The 21,091-nt window shown below is 66.9% G+C and carries 20 protein-coding genes; 4 read left to right on the top strand and 16 right to left on the bottom strand.

The genetic code is table 11. The features are described 5' to 3' along the window. Positions 1-241: 241 nt before the first annotated feature. From glsA to DQ353_RS14195, 7 genes are all read right to left on the bottom strand, one after another. Complete coding sequence (gene glsA, locus DQ353_RS14225; RefSeq protein ID WP_113763392.1) at positions 242-2,029, bottom strand: glutaminase A; 1,788 nt, start codon at positions 2,027-2,029, stop codon at positions 242-244. Between the two features lie 5 nt (positions 2,030-2,034). Further along, the gene (locus tag DQ353_RS14220; protein ID WP_146755257.1) at positions 2,035-2,736 is read right to left on the bottom strand and encodes an SGNH/GDSL hydrolase family protein; all 702 of its coding nucleotides are present in this window, start codon (positions 2,734-2,736) and stop codon (positions 2,035-2,037) included. Positions 2,737-2,820: 84 nt separating this feature from the next. Then, positions 2,821-4,392 (bottom strand): AMP-binding protein, encoded by a 1,572-nt coding sequence (locus tag DQ353_RS14215; protein WP_113763390.1) that lies wholly within the window; start codon positions 4,390-4,392, stop codon positions 2,821-2,823. Between the two features lie 93 nt (positions 4,393-4,485). Then, positions 4,486-4,782, bottom strand: a complete 297-nt coding sequence (locus DQ353_RS14210) for a hypothetical protein (RefSeq protein WP_113763389.1) — start codon at positions 4,780-4,782, stop codon at positions 4,486-4,488. 34 nt (positions 4,783-4,816) lie between these two features. After that, the gene (locus DQ353_RS14205; RefSeq protein ID WP_113763388.1) at positions 4,817-5,419 is read right to left on the bottom strand and encodes a thioredoxin-like domain-containing protein; all 603 of its coding nucleotides are present in this window, start codon (positions 5,417-5,419) and stop codon (positions 4,817-4,819) included. A gap of 14 nt (positions 5,420-5,433) precedes the next feature. After that, complete coding sequence (locus DQ353_RS14200) at positions 5,434-6,078, bottom strand: DUF305 domain-containing protein (RefSeq protein ID WP_113763387.1); 645 nt, start codon at positions 6,076-6,078, stop codon at positions 5,434-5,436. A 73-nt stretch (positions 6,079-6,151) separates the two neighbouring features. Beyond that, positions 6,152-6,493, bottom strand: a complete 342-nt coding sequence (locus DQ353_RS14195) for a hypothetical protein (RefSeq protein WP_113763386.1) — start codon at positions 6,491-6,493, stop codon at positions 6,152-6,154. Between the two features lie 151 nt (positions 6,494-6,644). Here DQ353_RS14195 and DQ353_RS14190 point away from each other — a divergent pair, with 151 nt between their 5' ends. Both DQ353_RS14190 and DQ353_RS14185 read left to right on the top strand, forming a co-directional pair. Beyond that, positions 6,645-7,376, top strand: a complete 732-nt coding sequence (locus DQ353_RS14190; RefSeq protein ID WP_113763385.1) for a M50 family metallopeptidase — start codon at positions 6,645-6,647, stop codon at positions 7,374-7,376. A gap of 91 nt (positions 7,377-7,467) precedes the next feature. Next, positions 7,468-9,216, top strand: a complete 1,749-nt coding sequence (locus DQ353_RS14185; protein ID WP_113763384.1) for a hypothetical protein — start codon at positions 7,468-7,470, stop codon at positions 9,214-9,216. Between the two features lie 21 nt (positions 9,217-9,237). Here the strand turns inward: DQ353_RS14185 and DQ353_RS21725 are convergent, their stop codons facing one another. Continuing rightward, complete coding sequence (locus tag DQ353_RS21725; protein WP_220094019.1) at positions 9,238-9,426, bottom strand: hypothetical protein; 189 nt, start codon at positions 9,424-9,426, stop codon at positions 9,238-9,240. A 153-nt stretch (positions 9,427-9,579) separates the two neighbouring features. Between DQ353_RS21725 and DQ353_RS14180 the strand changes: the two genes are divergently transcribed. Continuing rightward, positions 9,580-11,070: a TIGR01777 family oxidoreductase gene (locus DQ353_RS14180; protein ID WP_113763405.1), complete on the top strand. Its 1,491-nt coding sequence runs from the start codon at positions 9,580-9,582 to the stop codon at positions 11,068-11,070. A 10-nt stretch (positions 11,071-11,080) separates the two neighbouring features. Here DQ353_RS14180 and DQ353_RS14175 read toward each other — a convergent pair whose 3' ends face one another. The 7 genes from DQ353_RS14175 to DQ353_RS14145 all read right to left on the bottom strand — a co-directional run bounded on the left by DQ353_RS14175 (position 11,081) and on the right by DQ353_RS14145 (position 17,747). Beyond that, positions 11,081-12,193: a YihY/virulence factor BrkB family protein gene (locus tag DQ353_RS14175; RefSeq protein WP_113763383.1), complete on the bottom strand. Its 1,113-nt coding sequence runs from the start codon at positions 12,191-12,193 to the stop codon at positions 11,081-11,083. A gap of 66 nt (positions 12,194-12,259) precedes the next feature. Next, positions 12,260-13,120 (bottom strand): EamA family transporter RarD, encoded by an 861-nt coding sequence (gene rarD / locus DQ353_RS14170; protein WP_113763382.1) that lies wholly within the window; start codon positions 13,118-13,120, stop codon positions 12,260-12,262. Positions 13,121-13,301: 181 nt separating this feature from the next. After that, positions 13,302-13,682 carry a hypothetical protein gene (locus DQ353_RS14165; protein ID WP_113763381.1) on the bottom strand — a complete coding sequence of 127 codons (381 nt, stop codon included), beginning with the start codon at positions 13,680-13,682 and terminating at the stop codon, positions 13,302-13,304. 80 nt (positions 13,683-13,762) lie between these two features. Further along, complete coding sequence (locus DQ353_RS14160) at positions 13,763-14,305, bottom strand: flavodoxin family protein (RefSeq protein WP_113763380.1); 543 nt, start codon at positions 14,303-14,305, stop codon at positions 13,763-13,765. Positions 14,306-14,342: 37 nt separating this feature from the next. Next, complete coding sequence (locus tag DQ353_RS14155; protein ID WP_181578406.1) at positions 14,343-14,738, bottom strand: hypothetical protein; 396 nt, start codon at positions 14,736-14,738, stop codon at positions 14,343-14,345. A gap of 215 nt (positions 14,739-14,953) precedes the next feature. After that, a complete protein-coding gene (locus tag DQ353_RS14150) occupies positions 14,954-16,378 on the bottom strand; it encodes a DUF4389 domain-containing protein (protein WP_286166828.1) in 1,425 nt (474 codons plus the stop codon). A 619-nt stretch (positions 16,379-16,997) separates the two neighbouring features. Next, a complete protein-coding gene (locus DQ353_RS14145) occupies positions 16,998-17,747 on the bottom strand; it encodes a CPBP family intramembrane glutamic endopeptidase (RefSeq protein ID WP_113763378.1) in 750 nt (249 codons plus the stop codon). Between the two features lie 374 nt (positions 17,748-18,121). Between DQ353_RS14145 and pta the strand changes: the two genes are divergently transcribed. Further along, complete coding sequence (gene pta, locus DQ353_RS14140; RefSeq protein ID WP_113763377.1) at positions 18,122-20,266, top strand: phosphate acetyltransferase; 2,145 nt, start codon at positions 18,122-18,124, stop codon at positions 20,264-20,266. A 163-nt stretch (positions 20,267-20,429) separates the two neighbouring features. Here the strand turns inward: pta and DQ353_RS14135 are convergent, their stop codons facing one another. Further along, the gene (locus DQ353_RS14135) at positions 20,430-20,861 is read right to left on the bottom strand and encodes a universal stress protein (RefSeq protein WP_286166827.1); all 432 of its coding nucleotides are present in this window, start codon (positions 20,859-20,861) and stop codon (positions 20,430-20,432) included. Between the last annotated feature and the right edge of the window lie 230 nt (positions 20,862-21,091).

The raw sequence follows: 21,091 nt of genomic DNA, 5'->3' as shown, positions 1-21,091 counted from the left end.
CTGTCGGGAAATCCTGCATGAACTGTTGCCGCCCCGAAGGCAGCGCAGCAACCCCCGCGTCGTGAAACGCAAGATGTCTGGTTGGCCCCTCAAACGCGTTCCTAAAAAGTCTAAGTAAACGGTATTGCCTCTAGCCTAGATCGTGCCGGCGGGTTGGCTCGCACCGATCGATCTGCCCTGCTCCACGCCGAACGCCATGAACCCGCCCGCGCGGGCGACGCGGTCCTGGAGGCCGAGGCGATCAGTGCAGGGGATAGCTGGAGTCCTTGATGTTTGCTTCGACCCGCGTGTAGGCATCGCGCGCAATGGCCTTCCAGAAGCGCAGCGCCGCACCCGGGTTGTCGGTCTCCAACCGGGCGATGGACGCGGCCGAGAGCACCTTCAGGTGCAGCCTGCCCACCGCGGTGACCCGGGTGGTCTGCTCGCCTTCACCGCCCAGCGCGATCTCCCCGAAGGTCATGCCGGCCGAGAGCGTGGCATGCCGCACCGGCTTGCCGTTTTGCAGGGTCGAGGTGACGACCTTGCCGCTGAGAATGAAGTACACGCCGCCGAACTCCTGGCCGGGGCGGCGGATGATCCGCCCGTTTTCGATCCGGCTCTCTTCCATCAGGGATTCGAGCAGGTCGATGTCTGCGGTGTCCAGCGGGTCCAGCGCCGCGAAGTCGCAGACCGCAACCTCGCTGGGCACCAGGTCCTCGCTGCCGTGGCGTTGGAGCAACGTGGTCTCGGCCCACTCCACCGCGTCGTTGCGGCTGGGAAAGCAGCGCAGGGACGCCAGCGGCTCGAAGGTTTTTTCCTGCACCAGTGCCAGGGTGCGCCCCTCGGCCTCCAGCTCCCGGCCCAACCGGTGGATCATCTGCACCGCGATCCTGTCGATCTCGTCGACCCGGCGCAGGTCCAGGATCACCAGCTCCACGGAAGGCTGAAGCCCGCTGACCTCGCGCACCATGGACTCGGTGCCGGCGAATAGCAGGTCCCCGGCCAGCTCCACCACGTGTGCGCGCTTGCCGTACTCGGCCAGCAGCCGGGCTGCGGCATCGCTGTGGCGGGTGTAGGACGGGGCCTCGGTGATGTCGTAGTTCTCACGGATCGTCGAGCGGCCCAGGCGGGCGGCACGCACGAAGTGCAGCCCCATGTCGGCGCTGATGCGCTCGCTGGCCGCGACCCCGCGCACCGAGGAACCATGCGGGTCCAGTGCCGGGGAGTAGATGGCCAGGCCCACCTGGCCCGGAAGCACCGCGATCAGCCCGCCGCCGACCCCGGATTTCGCCGGCAGCCCCACCGCGGAGATCCAGGCCCCGGCATCGTCGTACATCCCGCAGGTGGTCATGACCGAGAGCGTGCGCTGGACGGCTTCCTTGCCCATGACCTGCACCCCGGTGGAAGGATGGGTGCCGCCGTTGGCCAGGGTCGCGGCCATCAGCGCCAGGTCCCGGGTGTTGACCATGACCGAGCAGGCACGGAAATAGTCCTCCAGCACCGAGGTCGGGTCGGTCTCGATGATGTCGAAGGACCGCAAGAGATAGGCCAGGGCGCGGTTGCGGTGCCCGGTCAGTGCCTCGGAGGCGTAGATCGAATCGCTCAGTTCCAGCTGCCGCCCGGCCGCCGCGGAGAAGTGCGCCAGGATGCGCTCGAAGCGCGGGGCGTCGGCGTCGCGGATGAGCGAGATCGTGGCGATGGCCCCGGCATTGATCATGGCGTTGGCCGGGCGCCCGGTGTCCCGGGACAGGGAGATCTCGTTGAACGCGTCGCCGCTGGGTTCCACGTCGATCTTCTCATCCACCGCGTCCAGCCCGATGTCATCCAGCGCCAGCGCGTAGGAGAAGGGCTTGGAGATGGACTGGATGGAGAATTCCAGCTCGGCGTCCCCGACCTGGTAGACGTGCCCGTCGACGGTGGCCATGGCGATGGCGAACTTCGTGTTGTCCGCATCCTTCATCGCCGGGATGCCCTGGTACGGGGCACCGGAGGAAAGGCCAAGGAGGTCGGCGTGCAGGTCGGCGAGGTAGCTGTCGATGGGGGAGCGCATGGCTCCTAGCCTAGGGGCTCGGCCCCCGAGGTGTCGGCGATTGCGACGACGGGTTTCGTGCCCAGCGACTGGCCGATGGCCGCGCCCAGGATCCGGGCGCCTTCCACGTTGGGGTGCACCCCGTCGTCGCTGAGCCCGGCGGCGAAGGTGTTGGCGTCGCTGCGCAGCCCGGCGGCGGCGTCCACGAAGATCCACCCGCGCTCGGCGGCCAGGGATTGCAGGAAGCCGTTGTAGTCCACGGTGGCGTCCACCGCGTCGTCGCGCGGCGGGACGCTGGAGAGCAGGACCACGGGGGCCTGGACGATTTGCGAGATCCGGATGAGGTTCGCCGCGGTCCGCTCGCGTGTGGTGTGGCGGGCCAGGTCGTTGGTTCCGGCCAGGATCACCAGGGCATCGGCGCTGCCGTGGCGCAGTGCCGCGGCCATGTCCCCGGTCTGGGCCCCGCCCAGGGCCCACCCGCCGGTCCAGGCCAGGGACGGGGGTGCCCCGGGCGTGTTCACGTAGTTGATCCAGGAGGCCGCCCCGACGTGCCCGTCGGCAACCGTGTGGCTGCCGGCGGCGGTGATCGAGTCCCCGGCGACCATGAACCTCACCTGGATCCCGCCGGCGGGCAGGGCGAAGGCCTGCGGCACCGGTTCATCGGCGCGCGGGCCGCCGGAGAAGCCGAGCAGGCCGGCAATGACGGACACGATTGCGAGTGTGAGCAAGGGTTTGCGGGTTCCCAAGGTATTGCCCCCTTCCTGACCTTCAAGCCTAAGGGCGCACCGTGCACGGGAACGGGCGGGACGGACTCAATCCTGCAACGATTCGCGTTCGCGCAGGATGAAGCGCTGCAGCTTCCCCGAGGGGGTCTTGGGCAGCTCGGCGACGTAGGTGATCTTCCGCGGGTAGGCGTGGGCCGCGTAGCGGGTCTTGACCAGGGACTGCAGCTCGGCGGTGAGCTGCTCGCTGCCGGTGGCCCCGTCCTTGAGCACCACGTGGGCCACCAGGACCTCGCCGCGCAGCTCGTCGGGGATGCCGATGACAGCGGATTCAAGCACCAGCGGGTGTTCGGCGAGCACCGACTCGACCTCGAACGGGCCGATCCGGTAGCCGGCCATGATGATCACGTCGTCGTCGCGCGAGGAGAAGAAGATGTAGCCGTTTTCGTCCATGGTCCCGGCGTCCCCGGTGAGGTACCAGCGTCCGTCGGCGGAGTAGCGTTCGGCGGTGCGTGCCGGGTCCCCGGTGTATCCGTTGAACCAGAGCATCGGGGACCCGGCGACGTTCAGCGCGACCCGTCCGCGGGTTCCGGCCGGCGCGCATTCGTCGGTGTCCGGGTGCAGCACGCAGGCCGAGTACCCGGGCATGGGCCGACCCATGGATCCGGCCTTGACCGTATCGATGACCTCCGGGGCCCAGCCGTTGACGATGCACATGCCCATCTCGGTCTGCCCGTAGTGGTCGCGCACCGTGACCCCGAGCACGGCCTGGGACCAGGCGATGGTGGTGGCATCCAGCGGTTCGCCGGCCGAGGAGGCCTTGGCGAGCGTGAGCCCGGGAACCCCCTCGGGCTTGGCGGCGCGCAGGGAGCGCACGATGGTGGGGGCGGCGGCGAAGTTGGTGACGTTGAATTTTTCCAGCACTGCCCAGCAGGCCTCGGCGCTGAACCCGGTGGACAGCAGCAGGTTTCGCTTCCCGGCGTAGAGCGGGGCGAGGATCCCGTAGTACAGCCCGTAGGCCCAGCCGGGATCGGCCACGTTCCAGAAGACGTCGTCGGCCGTGACGTCCAGGCCGTAGCGGAAGTAGATGTCGAAGGCCTCCAGCGCGCGCACCGGAACGGCAACCCCCTTGGGGGTTCCGGTGGTGCCGGAGGTGAAGATCTCCACCAGCGGGTCGTCCAGCGACCGGGTCGCCGGTGCGAAACCGGATGGCTGCGCCTCGAGCAGCTCCACCAGCTCCTCGGTGCCCAGCACCGGGTAGGACAAGGATGCGAGCTTGGGCGCCTGGGCGGCGTCGGCGACGATGAGCTTGGCATCGGCCCCGGCAACCCGGACCTCGATGGCGGGCGTGGCGAACGCGGTGAACAGCGGAACGTGCACGGCGCCCAGCCGCCACAGCCCCAGCAGCGTGTAGAGCAGTTCGGCGCTCTTGCCCATCAGCGTGGCCACGCGGTCCCCGGGATTGATGCCGCGGGAAGCAAGGAGCGCCGCGGCCTGCTCGGAGCGCAGCTTCAGCGTCGCGTAATCAAGGTCCACCGAACCCAGGTCCGCATCGATGACGGTGAAGGCGACCGCGTCGCCGGGGTGCCTGTCGCACAGGAGCACCGCCGGTTGCACATCCCACGGCAGCGTGGAGAGTACCGGGATATTGAACGACTGCATGGGACCTGTTACCTGCCTTGGATGGTGAGGCGGGGATTGCTTCCCCGTCGCCAAAGCTACCAGCGCGGGGAGGCAAAACCACTGATTGTGAAACTACTTGCGGCGCCCCGCGACCAGGGAAGCGAGCACGACCGCGGTGGTGACGGCGTTGACCGCCGGCCACGCACCGATCTTCTTGGCCAGAGGGTGCGAGGCGCCGAAGGCGGCCAGGTAGAGCCCGGTCAGCGCTGCGGCCCTGGGCGCCCCGACGTTGGCCTTCCAGGCCAGGAATGCGCCGGTTCCCGCGATGGCGAGCACGGCTCCGCCGGCGGGGCGGTTCTTGGTGGTGCGGGCGGTGGCGAAGCCGCCGATGAGTCCGGTTCCGGCAAGTGCGGAGGGAAGCAGTGACATGGTGCGGTGTTCTCCTTTTCCTTTTCCTTCAAGCTTAGAGGCCGACGCCGCCGGTGCACGGTGCGCCGGGCTCCGGGGTCTGGGGACCTTGGCGGAACTTCTTGACGAACGCGGCGATGCGCGGGTCGTCGGCGGAATCCACGCTGAGCTGCTCGCCCCAGGCGGTGAGCTTGATCTTGGCGCCCTGGTCCGGGTACGGGGACAGGAGCATATAGGTCTTTTCGCCCACGTCCTGCTTCAGCGTGGCCAGCTCGGCGGCGGAAATCCCGTCGTAGCTGATCCACACCGCACCGTGCTCCAGGGAATGCACGGCGTTGTTTTCCGGCACCGGCTGTTCATAGATGCCGCAGTTGAGCCAGACGGGGTTGTGGTCCCCGCCGACGCCGGGCTTCTGCGCGTAGGCCACCTTGGCGTCGACGTGGTTGGCCGAGGGGACCTTGTAGTCCTTCACACCGTCGATCGGGGCGGCCGCGGCGACGGCCGATTTCTCGTGGGCGGCGCTGGTGAGCACCACTGCGGTGGGAACGATGATGGCCAGGGCGGCGGCGGCGACCAACGCAACGGTGAGGACCTTGGTGCGTTTTTCGCTGGCCTGGGCCTTGGCAAGGACTTCTTGGGCTTCTTGGCGCTTGTTCATGGGAGAGGAATCCTTTAGCTCAGCTGCGCGAGCAGCTGGGTCAGGGCCGAGATCTCGGCCTGTTGGGTCATGACGATTTTGTTGGCGAACGCGGTGACCATCGGATCGTTTCCGCGTTGCAGGTAGGCCTGCGCCATCTCGACCCCGCCCTTGTGGTGGGCGATCATCAGGGTCAGGAACCGGCGGTCGGCCTCGGTGCCGCGCGCGGCGGTGAGCTTGTCGATGTCGGCCGCACTGGCCATGCCCATCGAGGCCATGGTGTGGGCCGGGCCGGGGGCAACGGTTCCGTGCCCGGCATGGGTGCCGTCCCGGGTAAGCAAGCCACTCATCCAGGTCATCGATTCGCCGGTCTGCGGCAGCCCCCAGGTCTCGAGCCAGGCGTACATCTGCCCGGACTGCTGTTGCTGGGTCAAGGCGATGTCGTAGGCCATCGAGCGCAGCGCCTTATCGGTGGAGTGCTCCCGGATGATCATGGACAGTTGCACGGCCTGGTGGTGGTGCGTCTGCATGTCACGGGCAAAGCCGGCCTCGGGGGAGGCTTCGGAGGGGAAGGCGCTGCGTGGGTTGGCGGAGCCCAGGATCCAGCCGCCGGTGGCCATGGCGAGCATGAGCACCACCACGGCAATGACCAGGGCACGGGACGTTTTGGGTTCGGACATGAATGGTCCTAGGGGAAAAGATGCGGTGCACCGCAGGGCGGCGCGCTGACGGCAGGAGGAAGAAGGCCGCGTTCTACGTGCGTGAAATGGACAGCGCGTGCAAATCCGGGGCGCGTGCCTGCAGCGCCCGCGAAGCCACGGAGGATGGCGCAAGGGCCGCCGGAAGCGCGCCGAAGGCCCCGGAGGCATCCGGGCGCGGGGCGATCTGGGCGATGTTCAACTGCGGATCCGCGCTCGGTGCGCAGTGCTGCTTGGTCGGCGCATCCGTCGGGCAATGGGTGGCCCCGGCCGCGGGGGAGGCGCTCACGGAGATTCCGGCGTGCGCGGCCGAATGGGCCACCGATGCCGGTGCCAGGGTGTGGCACAGCGGAAGCAGGACGCAGAGGGCAATCAGCAGCCCCAGCAGTCGCTTCACGTGTGCCGCCCTTCGGATCGCGGACCAGATGTTGATTGAGGAATCAACGATATAAATGCCAGATGTGCATTGGCTGTGAACCCGGTGCGGAGACCCGGGCGCGGGCGGCCCGGATGCAAGCGGCACGGGAACCGCGACATAGTGTTGGGGGATGGAAATTATTGACCGGTGGTGGCAAGCGGTGCTGGCCGGGTTCGGCGGCACCGAACCGTTGGTGCTGGCGCCCTGGCCGGTGCTCGGCCTGCTGGCGTTGTGCGTGCTGCTGACCGTGCCGCGGGCCACCTGGCGGATCTTCGGGTTGTATGTGACCTTCGTGCACGAATTGGGCCACGCCTTTGCTGCGCTGTTGACCGGACGGTTTGTCCATGGACTGAAGATTCGGCTGGACCATTCAGGGGAACTGGTCAGCAGCGGGAAGCCCGGGTTCTCCGCGGTCTTCAGCGGATTCTGGGGCTACCCGGCACCCGCCGTGGTCGGCCTGGTCCTGGTTGCCTCGACGTACTTCGGCCATGCCTCCGCGGCACTGTCCATCGGGGCGCTGGTGCTGCTGGGGTCGCTGGTGTTCCTGCGCAACTGGGCCGGCATTGCGGTGGCGTTGTGTTCCGCGCTGGCTGCCCAGCTGCTGGTGCTCTACACCCCGTCCAAGGCCATGGGCTGGGTGGTACTTGGCCTGGGGCTGATGCTGCTGGTCGGGTCGGTGCGCGACCTGTTCAAGGTGATCGGCGTCCATACCCACCGGCGCGAGCTGGTTTCCTCCTCCGACGCATACATCCTGGCCACGCGCAGCTGGCTGCCGGCCTGGTTCTGGCTGATGTGCTTCACGGTGGTGGTGGGTGGCGCGGTCGCGCTCTCCGGATGGATGATCGCGGCGATGCTGGCCTAAGACAAACCGGCCCATCCACCCGGCGCGCGGCTCCGGTAGGTTTGGATGCACACGGGAACGATGCCGGGCCACGCCAGGGAGGGGAATCCAGATGGGAGTCCACCGCTGGACGCGCTCCGGGGAAGACCTCGCCCTTCACCTCATGCAACCGCGACGACTTCATTCGGTTGTCATCACCCACAGCGCACGGGCGGAAGCGGCCGGTTTCGATGCCCAGGCGGTCTACGAGGAAGTCAAGGACTGGGCCGAAGTCATCGTGGTTCCCACGGGCCGGCTGACCTATGAGCTGCGCGACCACCTGCCCTACGGGTGGGAGGTGTTCGGCACCGCGGCCCGTGTCTATCCCACCGGTCCCGGCAACCAAGGCATTGCACCCGGACGGCCACACGTGGTGCGCGCCGGGGACTCGATCGAGCGGATCAGCAACGAGCTCATTGACGAGGTCCTCTTCCTGCCCGATCCCCGCACCCTGGTGATCTCCGCGTCCCCGACCCCCGGCCCCGGGACGCACGCCGCGGACCCGGTGCGCATCGTGGGTTCCCCGGGGCCCGTTCCGACCGGAACCGGAAGCCACGCGGTGCTGGTGGCCGGAACGGTCACCGGATTCCGGAACCATGGCTTCACCGCCGTCATTGCCCTGGACAACGGCGGGAGCACCGAGATCCACAGCGAGGACATCTATCCGCATGCCCCGCTGGCCTGGATGCTGGAAACCGGCAGCCGGCTCGCCGGCGCCCATGAACCGGGCACCGGGCACCTGTTGATCCGCGAATCCCTGCTGCACCCGCGCCTGCTGCAGCACTACTCCTGGAACCAGGTCGTCCCGTGCCTGGTGCTCGAGGCCGGGAACGAGGCAGCGGTGCTGGTGCCAGTGCCGGGGGAGAACATCACGGTGCATCGTGCCGATGTCTCCTCCAACGATCTGGACGACGTCGACTCGCTGCTGGCACCGGGGCAGGTCGTTGCGGCGCGGCTGGTCAACGCCGCCGGGGTGCGCAAGCTCGTGCTGGTGGATGTCGATGACAACGAACCGGTGGCCGTTGCCCCGGCACTGGTGCGCGGCGGAACCCCGTGGCTGGTGGTTGACAGGGACCACGTCCCGGAACCCGGGGAAGCGCCGGCCGCCGAATCCACGGCGGGCCCGCCGGTGGTTCCGACGCCGGAAAGGCAGCGCGAGGCCCTGCGCCAGGCGTTGCTGCAGATCGATGCGCTCAAGTCCGAGGTGAAGGCGTTGCGCCAGCAGCAAGCCGGCAACGCGGAACCTGCGCTGGCCTCCGCCCTGGAACAGCTGGGCCGGTGCCGTGCCGAGGCGCTCAAGCTGCGGACCCTGCTGCACAACAAATCCGAGGCGCTGAACCAGAACCACCGCATGGCCCGGCGAAAGGCGCGCACCACCGTGGAGCCGGCACCGGTCGACGCCCGGGACCTGTTCACCACCGCGGAGGAGGCATTGCGCCACGAGCTGTACCTGGAATGGGCCCAACGCGTCCCGGCGAACGAGAAGGCCGCCTATCCGTGGGACCCGGGCTTCATCGTCGGCCCGAAGTTCGCCGCCTCGTTCTACGCGCACGGCGCCGCACTGCGCGGCAAGACCCTCAAGGCCTTGACCCAGCTACTGACAGGGAGGGCGGAGAGGATGGCCGCGCGCGAAGTGCACCCCAAGCGGACAGGTCCCGGAGGGGACGACCCGCAGGAGATCCGGGAGTCGGACGGGGCGACTTGTTGGCGGATGAGCGTGGAGATCGGGGTGGCCGCGGCCCGGCGCGTGCATTACTGGAAGCTGCCCGACGGGCGCATCGAACTCCACGAGCTCGTCTCCCATGACACCTTCGACATCTGATTCCGGTGCCCGGAAGCCTCGCTAAGTCCCGGCGGGCGGTTTCCGGCCGGCCGGGGCCCCGTGGAGGAAGTGCCAGGTGAGCACGGCCTGGATCGCCGGTTCCTCGACCCCGTAGGTGCTCGCTATTTGTTCCAGCGTCCACCCGGCGGTGCGCAGCTCCATGAGGGTTGGATAGGCCGGCATGCCAATGTCCACTTCGCTCACCTCCATTGACGATGGATCGATGCCACCAGCAAACCACGCAGCTCCGACAATTTGATGCCGCCGGAACCCCGCCGCGGAGCGGGGCCTGACCGAAGAGGGGGATTTCGCCTAGTGTGGGTGGAAGGGGCAAGGAACACGACACAGAGGATGGGCACGGCCATGGCAATCTTTGAATACACCACGCAGCTGCCCTACCCGCGCCAGACGGTGTTCGACTGGTTCGCCCGCCCAGGGGCACTGCCCCGGCTGGCGGCACCCTTCACCGGAAGCATCAGGCAGGAACCCGACAAGGGACTGGCCGTGGGCTCGCGCGCCGTCATGGATATTTCGGTTCCCGGAACACTGGGCACCTCGTTGGCCGCGGCCGTCGCAACCGGGGCCCGGACCATGGGACTTCCCGGTTGGGTGCGCGCACAAATCCCGTGGCACGCCAAGCACATCGCCCTGAATCCCGGGCACGACTTCACCGACATCATGGAATCGGGCCCGTTGGCCCGCTGGGAACACCAGCATCTCTTTGCCGACGACGGCTCCTCGGCAACCGGCGGCACGGTGATGCGCGACGTGGTGGAGTACGAGCTGCCGGTGCTCAACCGGCTGCCGTGGCGGCAGGCGCACCGGCTCACCGAGAAGGCCTTCAGGCACGAGCTGATCCAGGTCTTCCGCTACCGCGAACGGATGCTCCGGGCCGATTTGGCCTTCCACGCCAGCCACCAGGCCCGGCCCCTGGTGATTGCCGTGGCCGGGGCCTCCGGAATGATCGGCACCCAGCTCTGCGCCCTGCTCGGCGGGGGAGGGCACCGCGTCATCCGGCTGGTCGGCGACCGGGGCGCCGCCGACGGGACGGAGGGGATCTTCTGGGATCCCAAGCACGGTGTGTTGGACCCGGAGGATTTGCGCGGGGTCGACGCGGTGGTGAACCTGGCCGGGCACAGTATTGGCGGCCGGTTCACGCGGGGAACCAAGGAATCGATCCGCTCCTCGCGCGTGCTGGGCACCGGGCTGCTTGCCCGTGCCCTGGCGTCGCTGGCAGGCGACGGGAGGCCGCGCAGCCTCATCGTGGCTTCCGCCATCGGCATCTACGGGGCGAACCCGCACGGCACGTCCCCGGCCGTGCCGCTGGCCGAGGACGCGAAACCGGGCACCGACTTCCTCGCCGGGGTCTGCACGGACTGGGAGGAAGCCTGCGCGCCGGCCGCAGCGGCCGGAATCCGGGTGGTCAATGTGCGCACCGGGCTGGTGCAATCCCCGGCTGGAGGCATCCTGGCGCAAATGCTGCCGCTCTACGCCCTGGGCCTGGGCGGGCCCCTGGGCGCGGACGCCTGGCAGTCCTGGATCGGGCTCGATGACGTGGTGGGCATCTACGCGCACGCGCTGCTGACCGAATCCTTGTCCGGGCCGGTCAATGCCGTGGCACCGAACCCGGTGCAGGGGGGCGAGTACGCCAGGGTCCTGGGCAAGGTGGTGCGCCGCCCGGCCCGGGTCCCGGTCCCGGCCTTCGGGCCCCGTCTGCTGCTGGGCCGTGAGGGCGCCTCCGAGCTGGCCTTTGCCAACCAGCTGGTGGACAGCGGAAAGATCGAGGCCAGTGGCTACCGGTTCCGGCAGCCGGACCTGGAATCGGCGCTGCGCCACGTGCTGGGCCGGTCCTGAGACGGGGTCCTCAACGGCCCGCGCCGTGCCGCCGACCGGCAAGGTACGCGCCCACGGCGCCCAGGGTCCCGGCCAGCAGTCCCCAGGGGATGCGCGGCCCGGGAAGATCCACGTCGGGGTGGGCCTCCCCGCCGGCCCTGATCCGCAGCGCCCGGGCATCCTGCTGGTCATCGAGCATGGCCAGGCGCGCCTTGGCGATCCCGGTGTCGTCGCGGGCCGGCAACGCCAGTTCGTCTTCCACGGCCAGGCCCTGGCGCAGTTCCCGGGCGCGCTCCAGCTCGGCGTCCAGTTCCGAGCCCAGCAGCAAGGAGATGTTCGCCAGCCAGATCCACAGCAGCAGGATGATCACCCCGGCCAGCGCACCGTAGGCGCTTTGGTATGTGCCGAACCACGACACGTAGAAGAAGAACCCCGCGGTGGTCAGGGCCAGCACAAGAAGCGCACCCAGGGACCCGGCGCTGATCCAGCGGAACCTTGGCTTCCGGATGTTCGGGGTGAAGTGGTAGAGCAGGGCAACCATGAACACGGCGATCAACACCAGCACCGGCCACTTGGCGATGTTCCAGGCCAGCAACGTCGCCTCGCCCAGGCCCAGCACGTCCCCGATGCCCCGGGCCACCGGCCCGGAGAGCACCAACAGGGCCAGGGCGAGCACCGCCAGGACCACGATCACCAGGGTCAGCAGGTACATCTGCGGCCGCAGCTTCCACATTGGGCGCCCTTCGGCGGTGGAGTAGGTGCGGTTCAGCGCCCGTCCGAAGGCCCCCACATATGCGGAGGCCGACCACAGGGCACCGAGCAAACCGAGCAGCAAGGTCCATCCGGCCCCGGTCTGCTCGCCGAGTTGCGTCAGCAGCTCCTTGGCGCTCGTTCCCATCTCGGGTGTGCTGACCGTGCCGATGGCCTTCACCATCCAGTCCCGGGCCTCGGCCCCGCCGCTGACCAGGGAGAGCAGCGAGAGCATGGCCAGCAGCCCGGGCACCAGTGACAGGACCGCGTAGTAGGTCAGTGCGGCGGCCAGGTCGGTGGCCCCGTCGCGGGAAAACTCGCGCACGGTTCGTTTCACGGCATAGAGCCAGGAATCCCGGCGTAACGTCAGATCGTGGTGTTGTGGTTTCTCCACTGGGGAAATCACCGGCTTTCGGGAGGCTTGGCTTGGTCTTTTTCCCACCCTACGGCCTTGGACGTCTCAGCGCAGGGAACGCGAGGCGCGAAATCCGTCGGCGGCCATCAGGACCAGGGCGAGGAGGATCGGTGCGTAGGTGAAGGCGTCCCGGGCAACGAGCTGTTCGCCCATGAGCACCGCGGCGACCAGCAACAGCACCGGTTCGACGTAGCTCAGCAGCCCGAAGACCGACAGGGACAGCAGCGAGGCGGCGCCCAGATAGAGGAACATGGCCACTGCCCCCAGCACGCCGATGGAGAGCACCGGCAGCAGTTCGGCCCCCGGCCCGCGCGCCCCGGTAAGGATGAACCAGAGCGCCAACGGGGTAAGCAGCAGGATTTCCAGGGTGAAGGCGGCATTGGATTCGAAGCGTGCCCGCCGCCTGGCGGCGAAGTAGATGGGGTAGCCCAGGCAGATCAGCAACGTGGGCCAGGCCAGCCCTCCGGCGAAGACCAGCTGGTGCGCCACCCCGAGAGCCGCCAGCACCACCGCGATCTTCTGGCCTTGGGAGAGCCGCTCGGCGAAGGCCGCCCGCCCGACCACGACCATGACCAGCGGGAGCAGGAAATAGCCCAGCGAGGTCGCCAGGGCGTACCCGTTCATGGGTGCATACATGAACAGCCAGAGCTGGACGCCCACCAAGGCGCTGGCGAGGACCCCGAAGAACAGCAGCGAGGGTCGGGCCCTGATGCGCCCGAGCAGGGTCAGCATCTGGGCGCGGCGGGAGGGGACCAGCGCGTAGACCGGGGCGATGATCGCCAGGGTCAGCACGATCCGCCAGCCGTAGACCTCGGTGTGCCCGATGTTCTTCAGCGACCCGGAGATCAGGAAGATGGCGGCGAACAACGCCGAGGCAACAAGGGAGGCAAGAACGCCACGATTCACTGACGACGCTCCGTCTTTGAGGTTTTGACTGTTCCTCCATCATAATTCACCGGCGTTGGCTAGACCTCGAGCTTGCACACGTATCAGGTGCTGCGGGCCGTGGAGCACCTGGCCGCTCACATCTGACGTGTCATGGGTCGGGTTGTCAGCGTCGTTCCATTGTCTCTTCAGGGTGCAGGACTCAAAGAGCAATTCGCCGACCCTCCAGGGGATGGCAGCCAGCTTCTGCCAGCAAGCGATGCAAGGGGGAGCTTGAGCTTGGTGTTATTCCGAGCAGGACCAATACAAGAGCCAGTTCGAGTACGCCGAGTCCGAAATAGAGCGTCTGCAGGAACGAATAGGCCAAGATGATCGCCAGCTCGACGAACACCCAGATGAGCATCCCGAATCCTGCAATGGCGGACAACAGCATGGATGCGGGACGGTGTGCCAGCAGCGACGCGGCCGCAATGATCTGGGTGCCGCCGACAATCCCTCCCAGGATGATCCCGGGAATCGGAAAAGAGCCGAAAGGACTGCCCTGAAGATATTCCAGGGGCACGCCGGCCCCATTGAATGCCATGGCCAGGACGGCACCCGCGAGGGCGGACTATGAGCCAAAAGACAGAAGCGCCAGGAGTGCAGTCCGGGCAACACCGCCGTTCATGCGCTGTCTCCCCATGCATCTGGAGGTGTCACACCCAAGCTCGCGCCCCACGCCTGCGCCCGTTGCTCTTCACCCGCGAGTAGATGGGTAGCCTTGTCAACGAGGAAGCTCTCGGGCGCGGCCGCCAATTCGAAGCCCGCTTTCCGCAACCACCTCGATATGCCTTTGGACGCCCGGCCGGTCAGCAGGGCAGTCGCGTCGAAGCGCGTGTCAAAGGCCGCGGCCTTGCCTCCCACACCGGAAAAGGAAGCCAGCCATTCCCGGATTCCTTCCCCCGTTGCGTCCGGATCCAGCGGCAAATCACCCGCGAGGCCGGTTGCCGCAGTCCGGGCCGCGTTGCGCGTCGATTCCCGGCTCATGCCATGCGCATGTGTGGGGCCACCCACGACGAGCAGATCGAGTTCCCCGGGGTTGATCTCTCCGGTCTTGGATACCGGCAGGGCGCGCACGCCTCCCGACGGGTCGATGCCCCGCGCAATGGCTTCGGCGACTTGCCGTGTGTTGCCGTACATGGACTCGTAAACAACGATTGTGCGCATCTTTGCGTCTCCTGATCGATGGATGGGGGACGGGGGGCTATCTTTGGCGCCGAGGCTGTGGAGCGGAGGTCGCCGCGGTGCGCAGGAGGACAATGATTTCCGCGAGCACACCGAGGACACATCCGGCGATGGCCGCGACGATCAACACACGTGTCACCAGGCCCCAGTCGATGCCGGAGCTGCCGAAATCGAATGGAAAGAGCCTCCACAGCCGGGTCAGCACGGCCAACGCGAAGACACTGGTGACGATGTCTCCCACGGCCTTGACCCAGACGATGTCAAGAGCCAAATTGATGAAGTTCACCACCGCACCGGCGATCAGTGCGGCCACCACCAAACCGATGACCTGTTGGGTTTCCTCGGTGAGGAAGGGCAGCGCCCGCCAGCCCGGCGAACCGGTGGCAAGCAGGACCAACACGATATTAACCAGCACGGCGACGAGGTAACCGCCCCTTCGGGCTCCACCGCGATTTCGATCCTTCGGCCCCCATTCCGGTTGTTTCCCCAAGTCCCTGGCCATGTACACCATGGTGCTTGCGAATTGCGAACGGGGATAGGGTCGAAGGTCATATCGGGGCCCACTCGCCGCGGCTGCCGGCGGTGCAATCCCGGGCTGGCTGCAGACCCCGGTTGCCCCGGCAAAAGGCCTCAAGATGCCGGGTTCTCCGCCCCGGGCGGGTGGGGCAGGGCAAGGGCCGGTTCGTCAGGTCCCTGGTCGAGCCGGAACGGCGGGTACTCGTCGCGGAACAGCGCGGCGTAGGTCATGACGCGGAAGATCCACCGGTTGATGCCAACCACAAGGTTGAAGAGCCCCACGGGATACCGTGCGGTGAACAGCAATGCGAGGCCGGCAATGACGACCAACGCGGCCATGAGTGAAATGCCGTTTCGGCCGGTTTCGGTGTCCCAGCCGTAATCCCAGCCGTAATTCCAGCCGTGCTTCCGGCCGTAATTCCAGCCCGCGACCGGGGCGCTGATCGCACCAAGAATCAGGTAGTGCGGAATCGCCAACAACCACCATTTGACGAGGACCAGCCCTCGATTGAGCCGTTCCGGATAATCGATGTCGAAGTCGGCCGGGTAGTCGGCCCTGGCCAAGGTGAACGGCGGGTACTGGTCGGTGCCGAGGGCCGAATACGAATAGAAACCCACGCGCCAGGTCCAGCGCAACACCCCGACATTGAAGCCAAACAGCGCATGTGGGTACCTTCCGGTGAAGAGAATCGCGAACCCCGCAATCAATGTCGTGACGGCGAATGCGAGCCAGAGGAATGCCAGCACCACGTAATGCGGGATGGCGAGTAGCCACTTCACCAGCCACAACCCCCGTGAGGGGTTCCCGTCAAGCCGGCCGTAAAGGTGCGCGGGGTAGACCCCGCTTGGCGCCTGCATCTGGACCCCTTGTGCGGTCGCGGGCGAAGGTACCGCAGGGAAGGACCCCGGACGCGCCGTGTTGCTGGCGGCCGGGTTGCGGCGCCCCAGGATGACGGCACCGATGACGAGCATCGGAACACCAATGGCCAGCAGCACCGCGCCCACGATGAGCAGGGTTGAGGCGATCGGAGCGAGTAGATCGCTGCGCACTCCGACCGCAAGATCTGTTGTGACGCCGGGCGTGCCATCAGCATTCATCACCACAACGCCCCATTGCCCCGGAGCAAGGTTCCACTGGATCTCCTGCAAACCCGGGCCAGTGGCCGACGCCGTCCAGAATTGCTGTTTCACCGGTGGCGCGGGAGTCCGGGTGCCGGCGGAATCCAGGTACTGGACGGCGAAGGGGTGGTAGCTGACGCTGCTTATTTCGGCGTGCTTGACCCCCGCGAGGTAGCGGTCGATGTCGGCCATGGGGGCAATACCGATGAAGATATCGGAATCGGTCGATTTGGCGCCCAATCGCAGGGTTGCAAGGTCGAAGGGCAAGCTCCGTGCTGCCGGAGCAGTGCCTGACACCTCCGCGGGTGGGGACGTCAAGGCGTAGCCCGGGGTGCTGAAGGTCTCCGTCGGCACCGAGAAGAACCCTTCGCCGTCACGGAACTGGTTGGCGCTGGCGGCGAAGATGCCCCCGGTCAGCACCGCGCCGCCAACAAGGGTAAGGAGGATTCCGAATGCAAGAAGCAACGCACCCAGCGTTCCGTTGCCCCGGGGCGACGGCTGCCTGGACGCAGGCCCCGGATTTCCTGCAGGTGGGGTTCCTGGTTCCTGTGTCATGGGTCCCAGCGTGCCGGGTGGCAGCCTTGGGCAGAAGGGGCCAAGGTCCCAAATGCCACGGTGGGATTCTTCAGGAGGTTGCGGCCTTGGTCTTGGAACATGTCCGGATGCCTGCGACATCATGGAAGTGCTTCAAGCCGAGGTGGACTTTAGCGCCTTGCTCGCACTCCGGCCGCACGAGGACTTGGGCCCGCTGTGGGCTGCTGCGGCTTGGAGACTTTGAGCCGCAGCGAATTCGGAGCACGGCCGGGTCCATCGTCCTTCAGCTGTACCGTTGGTTGTGACCGGTGCAACCACCATCTCAGGCCGCAGGTGGCCCGATGCCTTCTTCTCCGGAGGACTGCGATTTCGGGGATTTCCTCATTGCCCTGATCTGCCCTCGTCGCCTGTGCCGGAAACAAGTCATGGCCACCGGTTGTCGGGCATGCGGAATGCTGAGGCTTTGGGAACCGGGCGCGGCCCGGGCATCTGGCGTTTCCCTGGCTCACGCCATAGGGGAGGCTGGGATGCCGACCGCAGGCCCTACCTTGGCCAGGCGGTTCCGGAGGAACAGGATGTAGGGAACCATTGCGGCGGCGATGATTCCCACGGTCACGGAATCCCACAGCACGGAGTGTTTGGTGAGCGTGCCGCTCAGGTTGAACAGTGCGTGGAAGGCGACACCGGGCAGGATGCTACCGGTGAGCACCGCACCATAGGCCAGCGCGATGCCGATGAGCACCGCAGCGACCAGCTGCAGGACCTGCTCGGTGAGCGAATACCCGCGCATGAGATTGACGATGTGTCCGATACCGAAGGTCACACCGGAGATGACGATCGCGCGCGTGACGCTGGCGCGTGCGCGCAGCGCCTGGAGCAAGAAGCCCCGGAACAATAGTTCCTCGATGAATCCGACTCCTGCTACCAGAACCAGCGCGTAAACGATGCTTCGCAGGTCAAGGTCGGAAGCAAATCCCTTGGCATACTGCAGGAAGGTGATCGCGAAGAGGGGAACATAGAAAAGGGCCGACGGCGGTGTGCCGGGTAACGGGGGACGAATGCCGTAGAACGCGAGCCGCCCGCCAATCCGTAGGTAGAAGACCAGCACAATCGACAAGGCCAGGAGCGCGAGGCTGGTGAGCCCGGGGAAGCCGATTTCTTCTCCGAGGAAATCGCCGATGTTGACCACGACGATGTAGACCGCAACCCAGATCAGCGCGTGCCCGAGGGGTTTGGTGTCCTGCAGCTTGCTCATGCGAATCCTCCGAGGGTAACCGCGGGTGCGGGTGTCGGCCAGACTACGTCGGATTCACGGACTTGAGGGTTTTCACTGTTCGGGCCAGCGGCAAAGAACTGGATAGCAAATATGGAACCACCAACGATCCACCGTTGATCGGGAAGAAAGCGTTGCCCCGGCCCCGATGACAATTCTCGCCGGAGGCTTGTTTCGCCATGCCGTTGACCAGGGACTTAGGCCACTGGTCGATGGACAGGTTTGCGGGCATCCTGAGAAGACAGTTTCGGCCATGCCGTGACTGCCGTGGGGTGACGGGCGGCGGAGAGTGTCCCTGCCTATGGCAGAGGCCCCCTGCCGCGCGAAACCAAGTCCTGAAGGCAAGGGTGTTCATATTGGGCAGGGGAATCTACGTCTGTGCTTCGGCCCCGGGATCAGGCAAGAACCTGGTGTCACTGGGCCTGGTTGATGCCCTGCACCGTAATGCCGACACGATCGGCTTTTTCAGGCCGATCGTTGGCGGCACGGATCCGGAGTTGGACCCGATGCTCCTGACGCTGCGGGAACTATACAACGTTGATCCGTCTCTGTGCCGGGGCGGCATGACTCTCGGCAAGGCCAGGGGACTGCTGGCTGCGGGGCGCAGCGAGGAAATCGAAGCCGAAACCATAGCCCTCTACAGCGAAATGGCCAAGCAATGCGATGTCCTGGTGGTCGAGGGTTCGGATCTCCGCGGCCGCGATGCCGCGGTTGAGTTCGGCCTCAATGCACGTCTGGCCAACAGCCTGGGGCTGCCGGTCCTGGCTGTTGTCGGTGCCGCGGGCCTTGGCCCGGAAGACACCGCGGACGCCGTCGACATGGCGCGCAAGGAGCTTGCGGCGGCGCATTGTTCGCTCCTGGCCGTGCTGGTCAATCGGGCCGAATCCGACGAGGCGGCCCGGACGAAGGCTGCCATCCGGCCAGGAAAAAGCGGCTGGCCCGTATATGTGATCCCCGAGATCCCGGAGATATCCCGGCCGACGATGGGCGACGTTGCCGCCGCCTTGGCGTTGCGGCAGGTGGCAGGCAGCACCGAGCTGGACCGCGATGTCCACGCGGTGAAGGTGGCCGCCATGACGGTGGGGACCTTCCTGCAGGTCCTGGGCGCGGGCGATCTGGTGATCGTGCCGGGGGACCGGGTCGATGTGATGGTCGCCAGCTTGGCCTCGGCGTTCTCCCTCGAGTTCCCCGTCCCCAGCGGGATGATCCTGACCGACGGGCTTGTTCCGGGGCCCGAGGTACTCAAGTTCCTCGCCCGGGCGCCGTTTCCCGTCCTTGCCAGCGAGCAGGACACGTATTCCGCTGCCCACCTGGTGGCGGGGGTCAGAAGCGAAATCCATGCCGGCCAAAAGCGCAAGGTGGCCGCCGCACTCGGCGCCTGGGCCCGCAACGTCGACGAGACCGAGATGTTGGCACGCCTGGCCCTCCCGCGCCCCGCCACCACCACACCGCTGCGCTTCCTGCATGAACTCGTCGAACGCGCCAGAAGTCCGCGACGACGGATCGTCCTCCCGGAGGGGCAAGACCTTCGGGTGCTTCGCGCCGCCGAGATCCTGCACCGCAGGGACGTCTGCGACCTGACGATCCTGGGCAACGAGGCCGACATCCGGGTGCTGGCCGCCAGCGCCGGCATTGGCCTGGACGGACTGGCCCTGGTTGATCCGGCGACCTCGGAACTGAGGGAACGGTTCGCCCGTGAATACCAGCGTTTGCGCGCGCACCGGGGGATGGTGCTGGCCCGCGCCCGGGAGATCATGTTGGAGGGGGCCTACTTCGGCACCATGATGGTCCAGCTGGGTCTCGCGGACGGCATGGTCTCCGGCGCCGCCCACACCACCGCGGACACCATCCGTCCTGCCTTGGAATTCGTCAAGGCGCGGGAGGGCGCAGGAACGGTGTCATCGGTGTTCTTCATGCTCTTTCCCGACCGCGTCCGGGTCTACGGGGACTGCGCGGTGAACCCCGAACCCGATGCCCGGCAGCTGGCCGACATCGCCTTGGCCTCGGCCGACACCGCAGCAGCATTCGGCGTGGAGCCCCGGGTCGCGATGCTCTCCTATGCCACCGGGGTTTCAAGCACGGGAAGCGCCGTGGACAAGGTGCGCCGGGCCACCGAGCTGGTCAGGGCCGCCCGCCCGGATCTGGCCGTCGAGGGGCCGATCCAGTACGACGCCGCCGTGGATGCCTCCATTGCGGCGCTCAAGCTGCCCGCGTCGGCGGTGGCCGGCCAGGCCACCGTTTTTGTCTTCCCCGACCTCAACACGGGCAACAACACCTACAAGGCCGTTGAGCAGTCCTCGGGCGCCGTTGCGGTGGGCCCGATCCTGCAGGGCTTGCGCCGGCCCATCAACGACCTGTCCCGGGGCTCAACGGTCGAGGACATCGTCAACACCGTTGCCATCACGGCGGTACAGGCCCAGTCCACGGCCAAAGAGGGCGCGGTGCGCGGCAGCGGAGCGGATACCCACGGAAACCAACACCGGCAGCCACCTCCCCGGTGAACGTCCGAATCCTGTTCAAAGGTGGTGCCGCGCCCGATGCCCACGGTGCGTTCCCGAGCCGACCCGTGTGGGGGAGGGGCAGCGGCGCCACAGGAGATTGGACCGACCCATGGGACCTCGGGGTTGCCGTGGCGTGCGTCAACCGGATTTCCCCAGGCCGTGGTCAAACGCCAACATCTTCCGGCGCATGGGCGACCAAGACGGGGCACTTGGCGTGCGCAATGCACGAGGAACTGACCGAGCCGATCAGCATGCCGGTGAAGCTTCCGTGGCCCCGCCGTCCGACTACGAGCAGGTCGGCATTCTCGCTGGCCTTGATGAGCAGGGACCGGGGATCACCCCGCAGCAAGCTGACCTTGAGATTGCCGGGGGCATCGGATCCGAAGACGTTCTTGACCGCGTCGTTGAGTACCTTCTCGGCGCCCTCCTGGAAGCCCTCGAGCCCCGCTATCATGTAGCCGTCGTACATGCGCGGGTAGTCCCAGCAACCGATCGCCTCGACCTGGGCGTTCAAGGCCCCGGCCAAATCGTTGGCCCGCCTCAATGCTTCGAGGGATGCCTCCGAGCCGTCGACGCCCACAATGATCTTGTTCATGTTGGATCCATGTCCCATGAGAGTCTCCAATGCTAACGAGATGTGCATTCCAAGTTACTCCCCGCGCCGTTGGAACACTATGGATGCATGCAACGGATTTGGCCTTCGGCAAGGGCCTGGGTCCGTGACGAGGCAAGCCAGGGCACCGCCGGTATCAGGGACTCCTGCCGTGCCTCCGGGCATCCCACCGGGATTCGCGGCCGGAATCGGTCGAGTCGGCGCCGTGCGCT

This window comes from Arthrobacter sp. AQ5-05 (assembly GCF_003287975.1).
In the GTDB taxonomy this organism is placed as follows: domain Bacteria; phylum Actinomycetota; class Actinomycetes; order Actinomycetales; family Micrococcaceae; genus Paeniglutamicibacter.
Note: the sequence above shows the minus strand (reverse complement) of the source record. Positions and strands in the feature narration are given on the sequence as shown.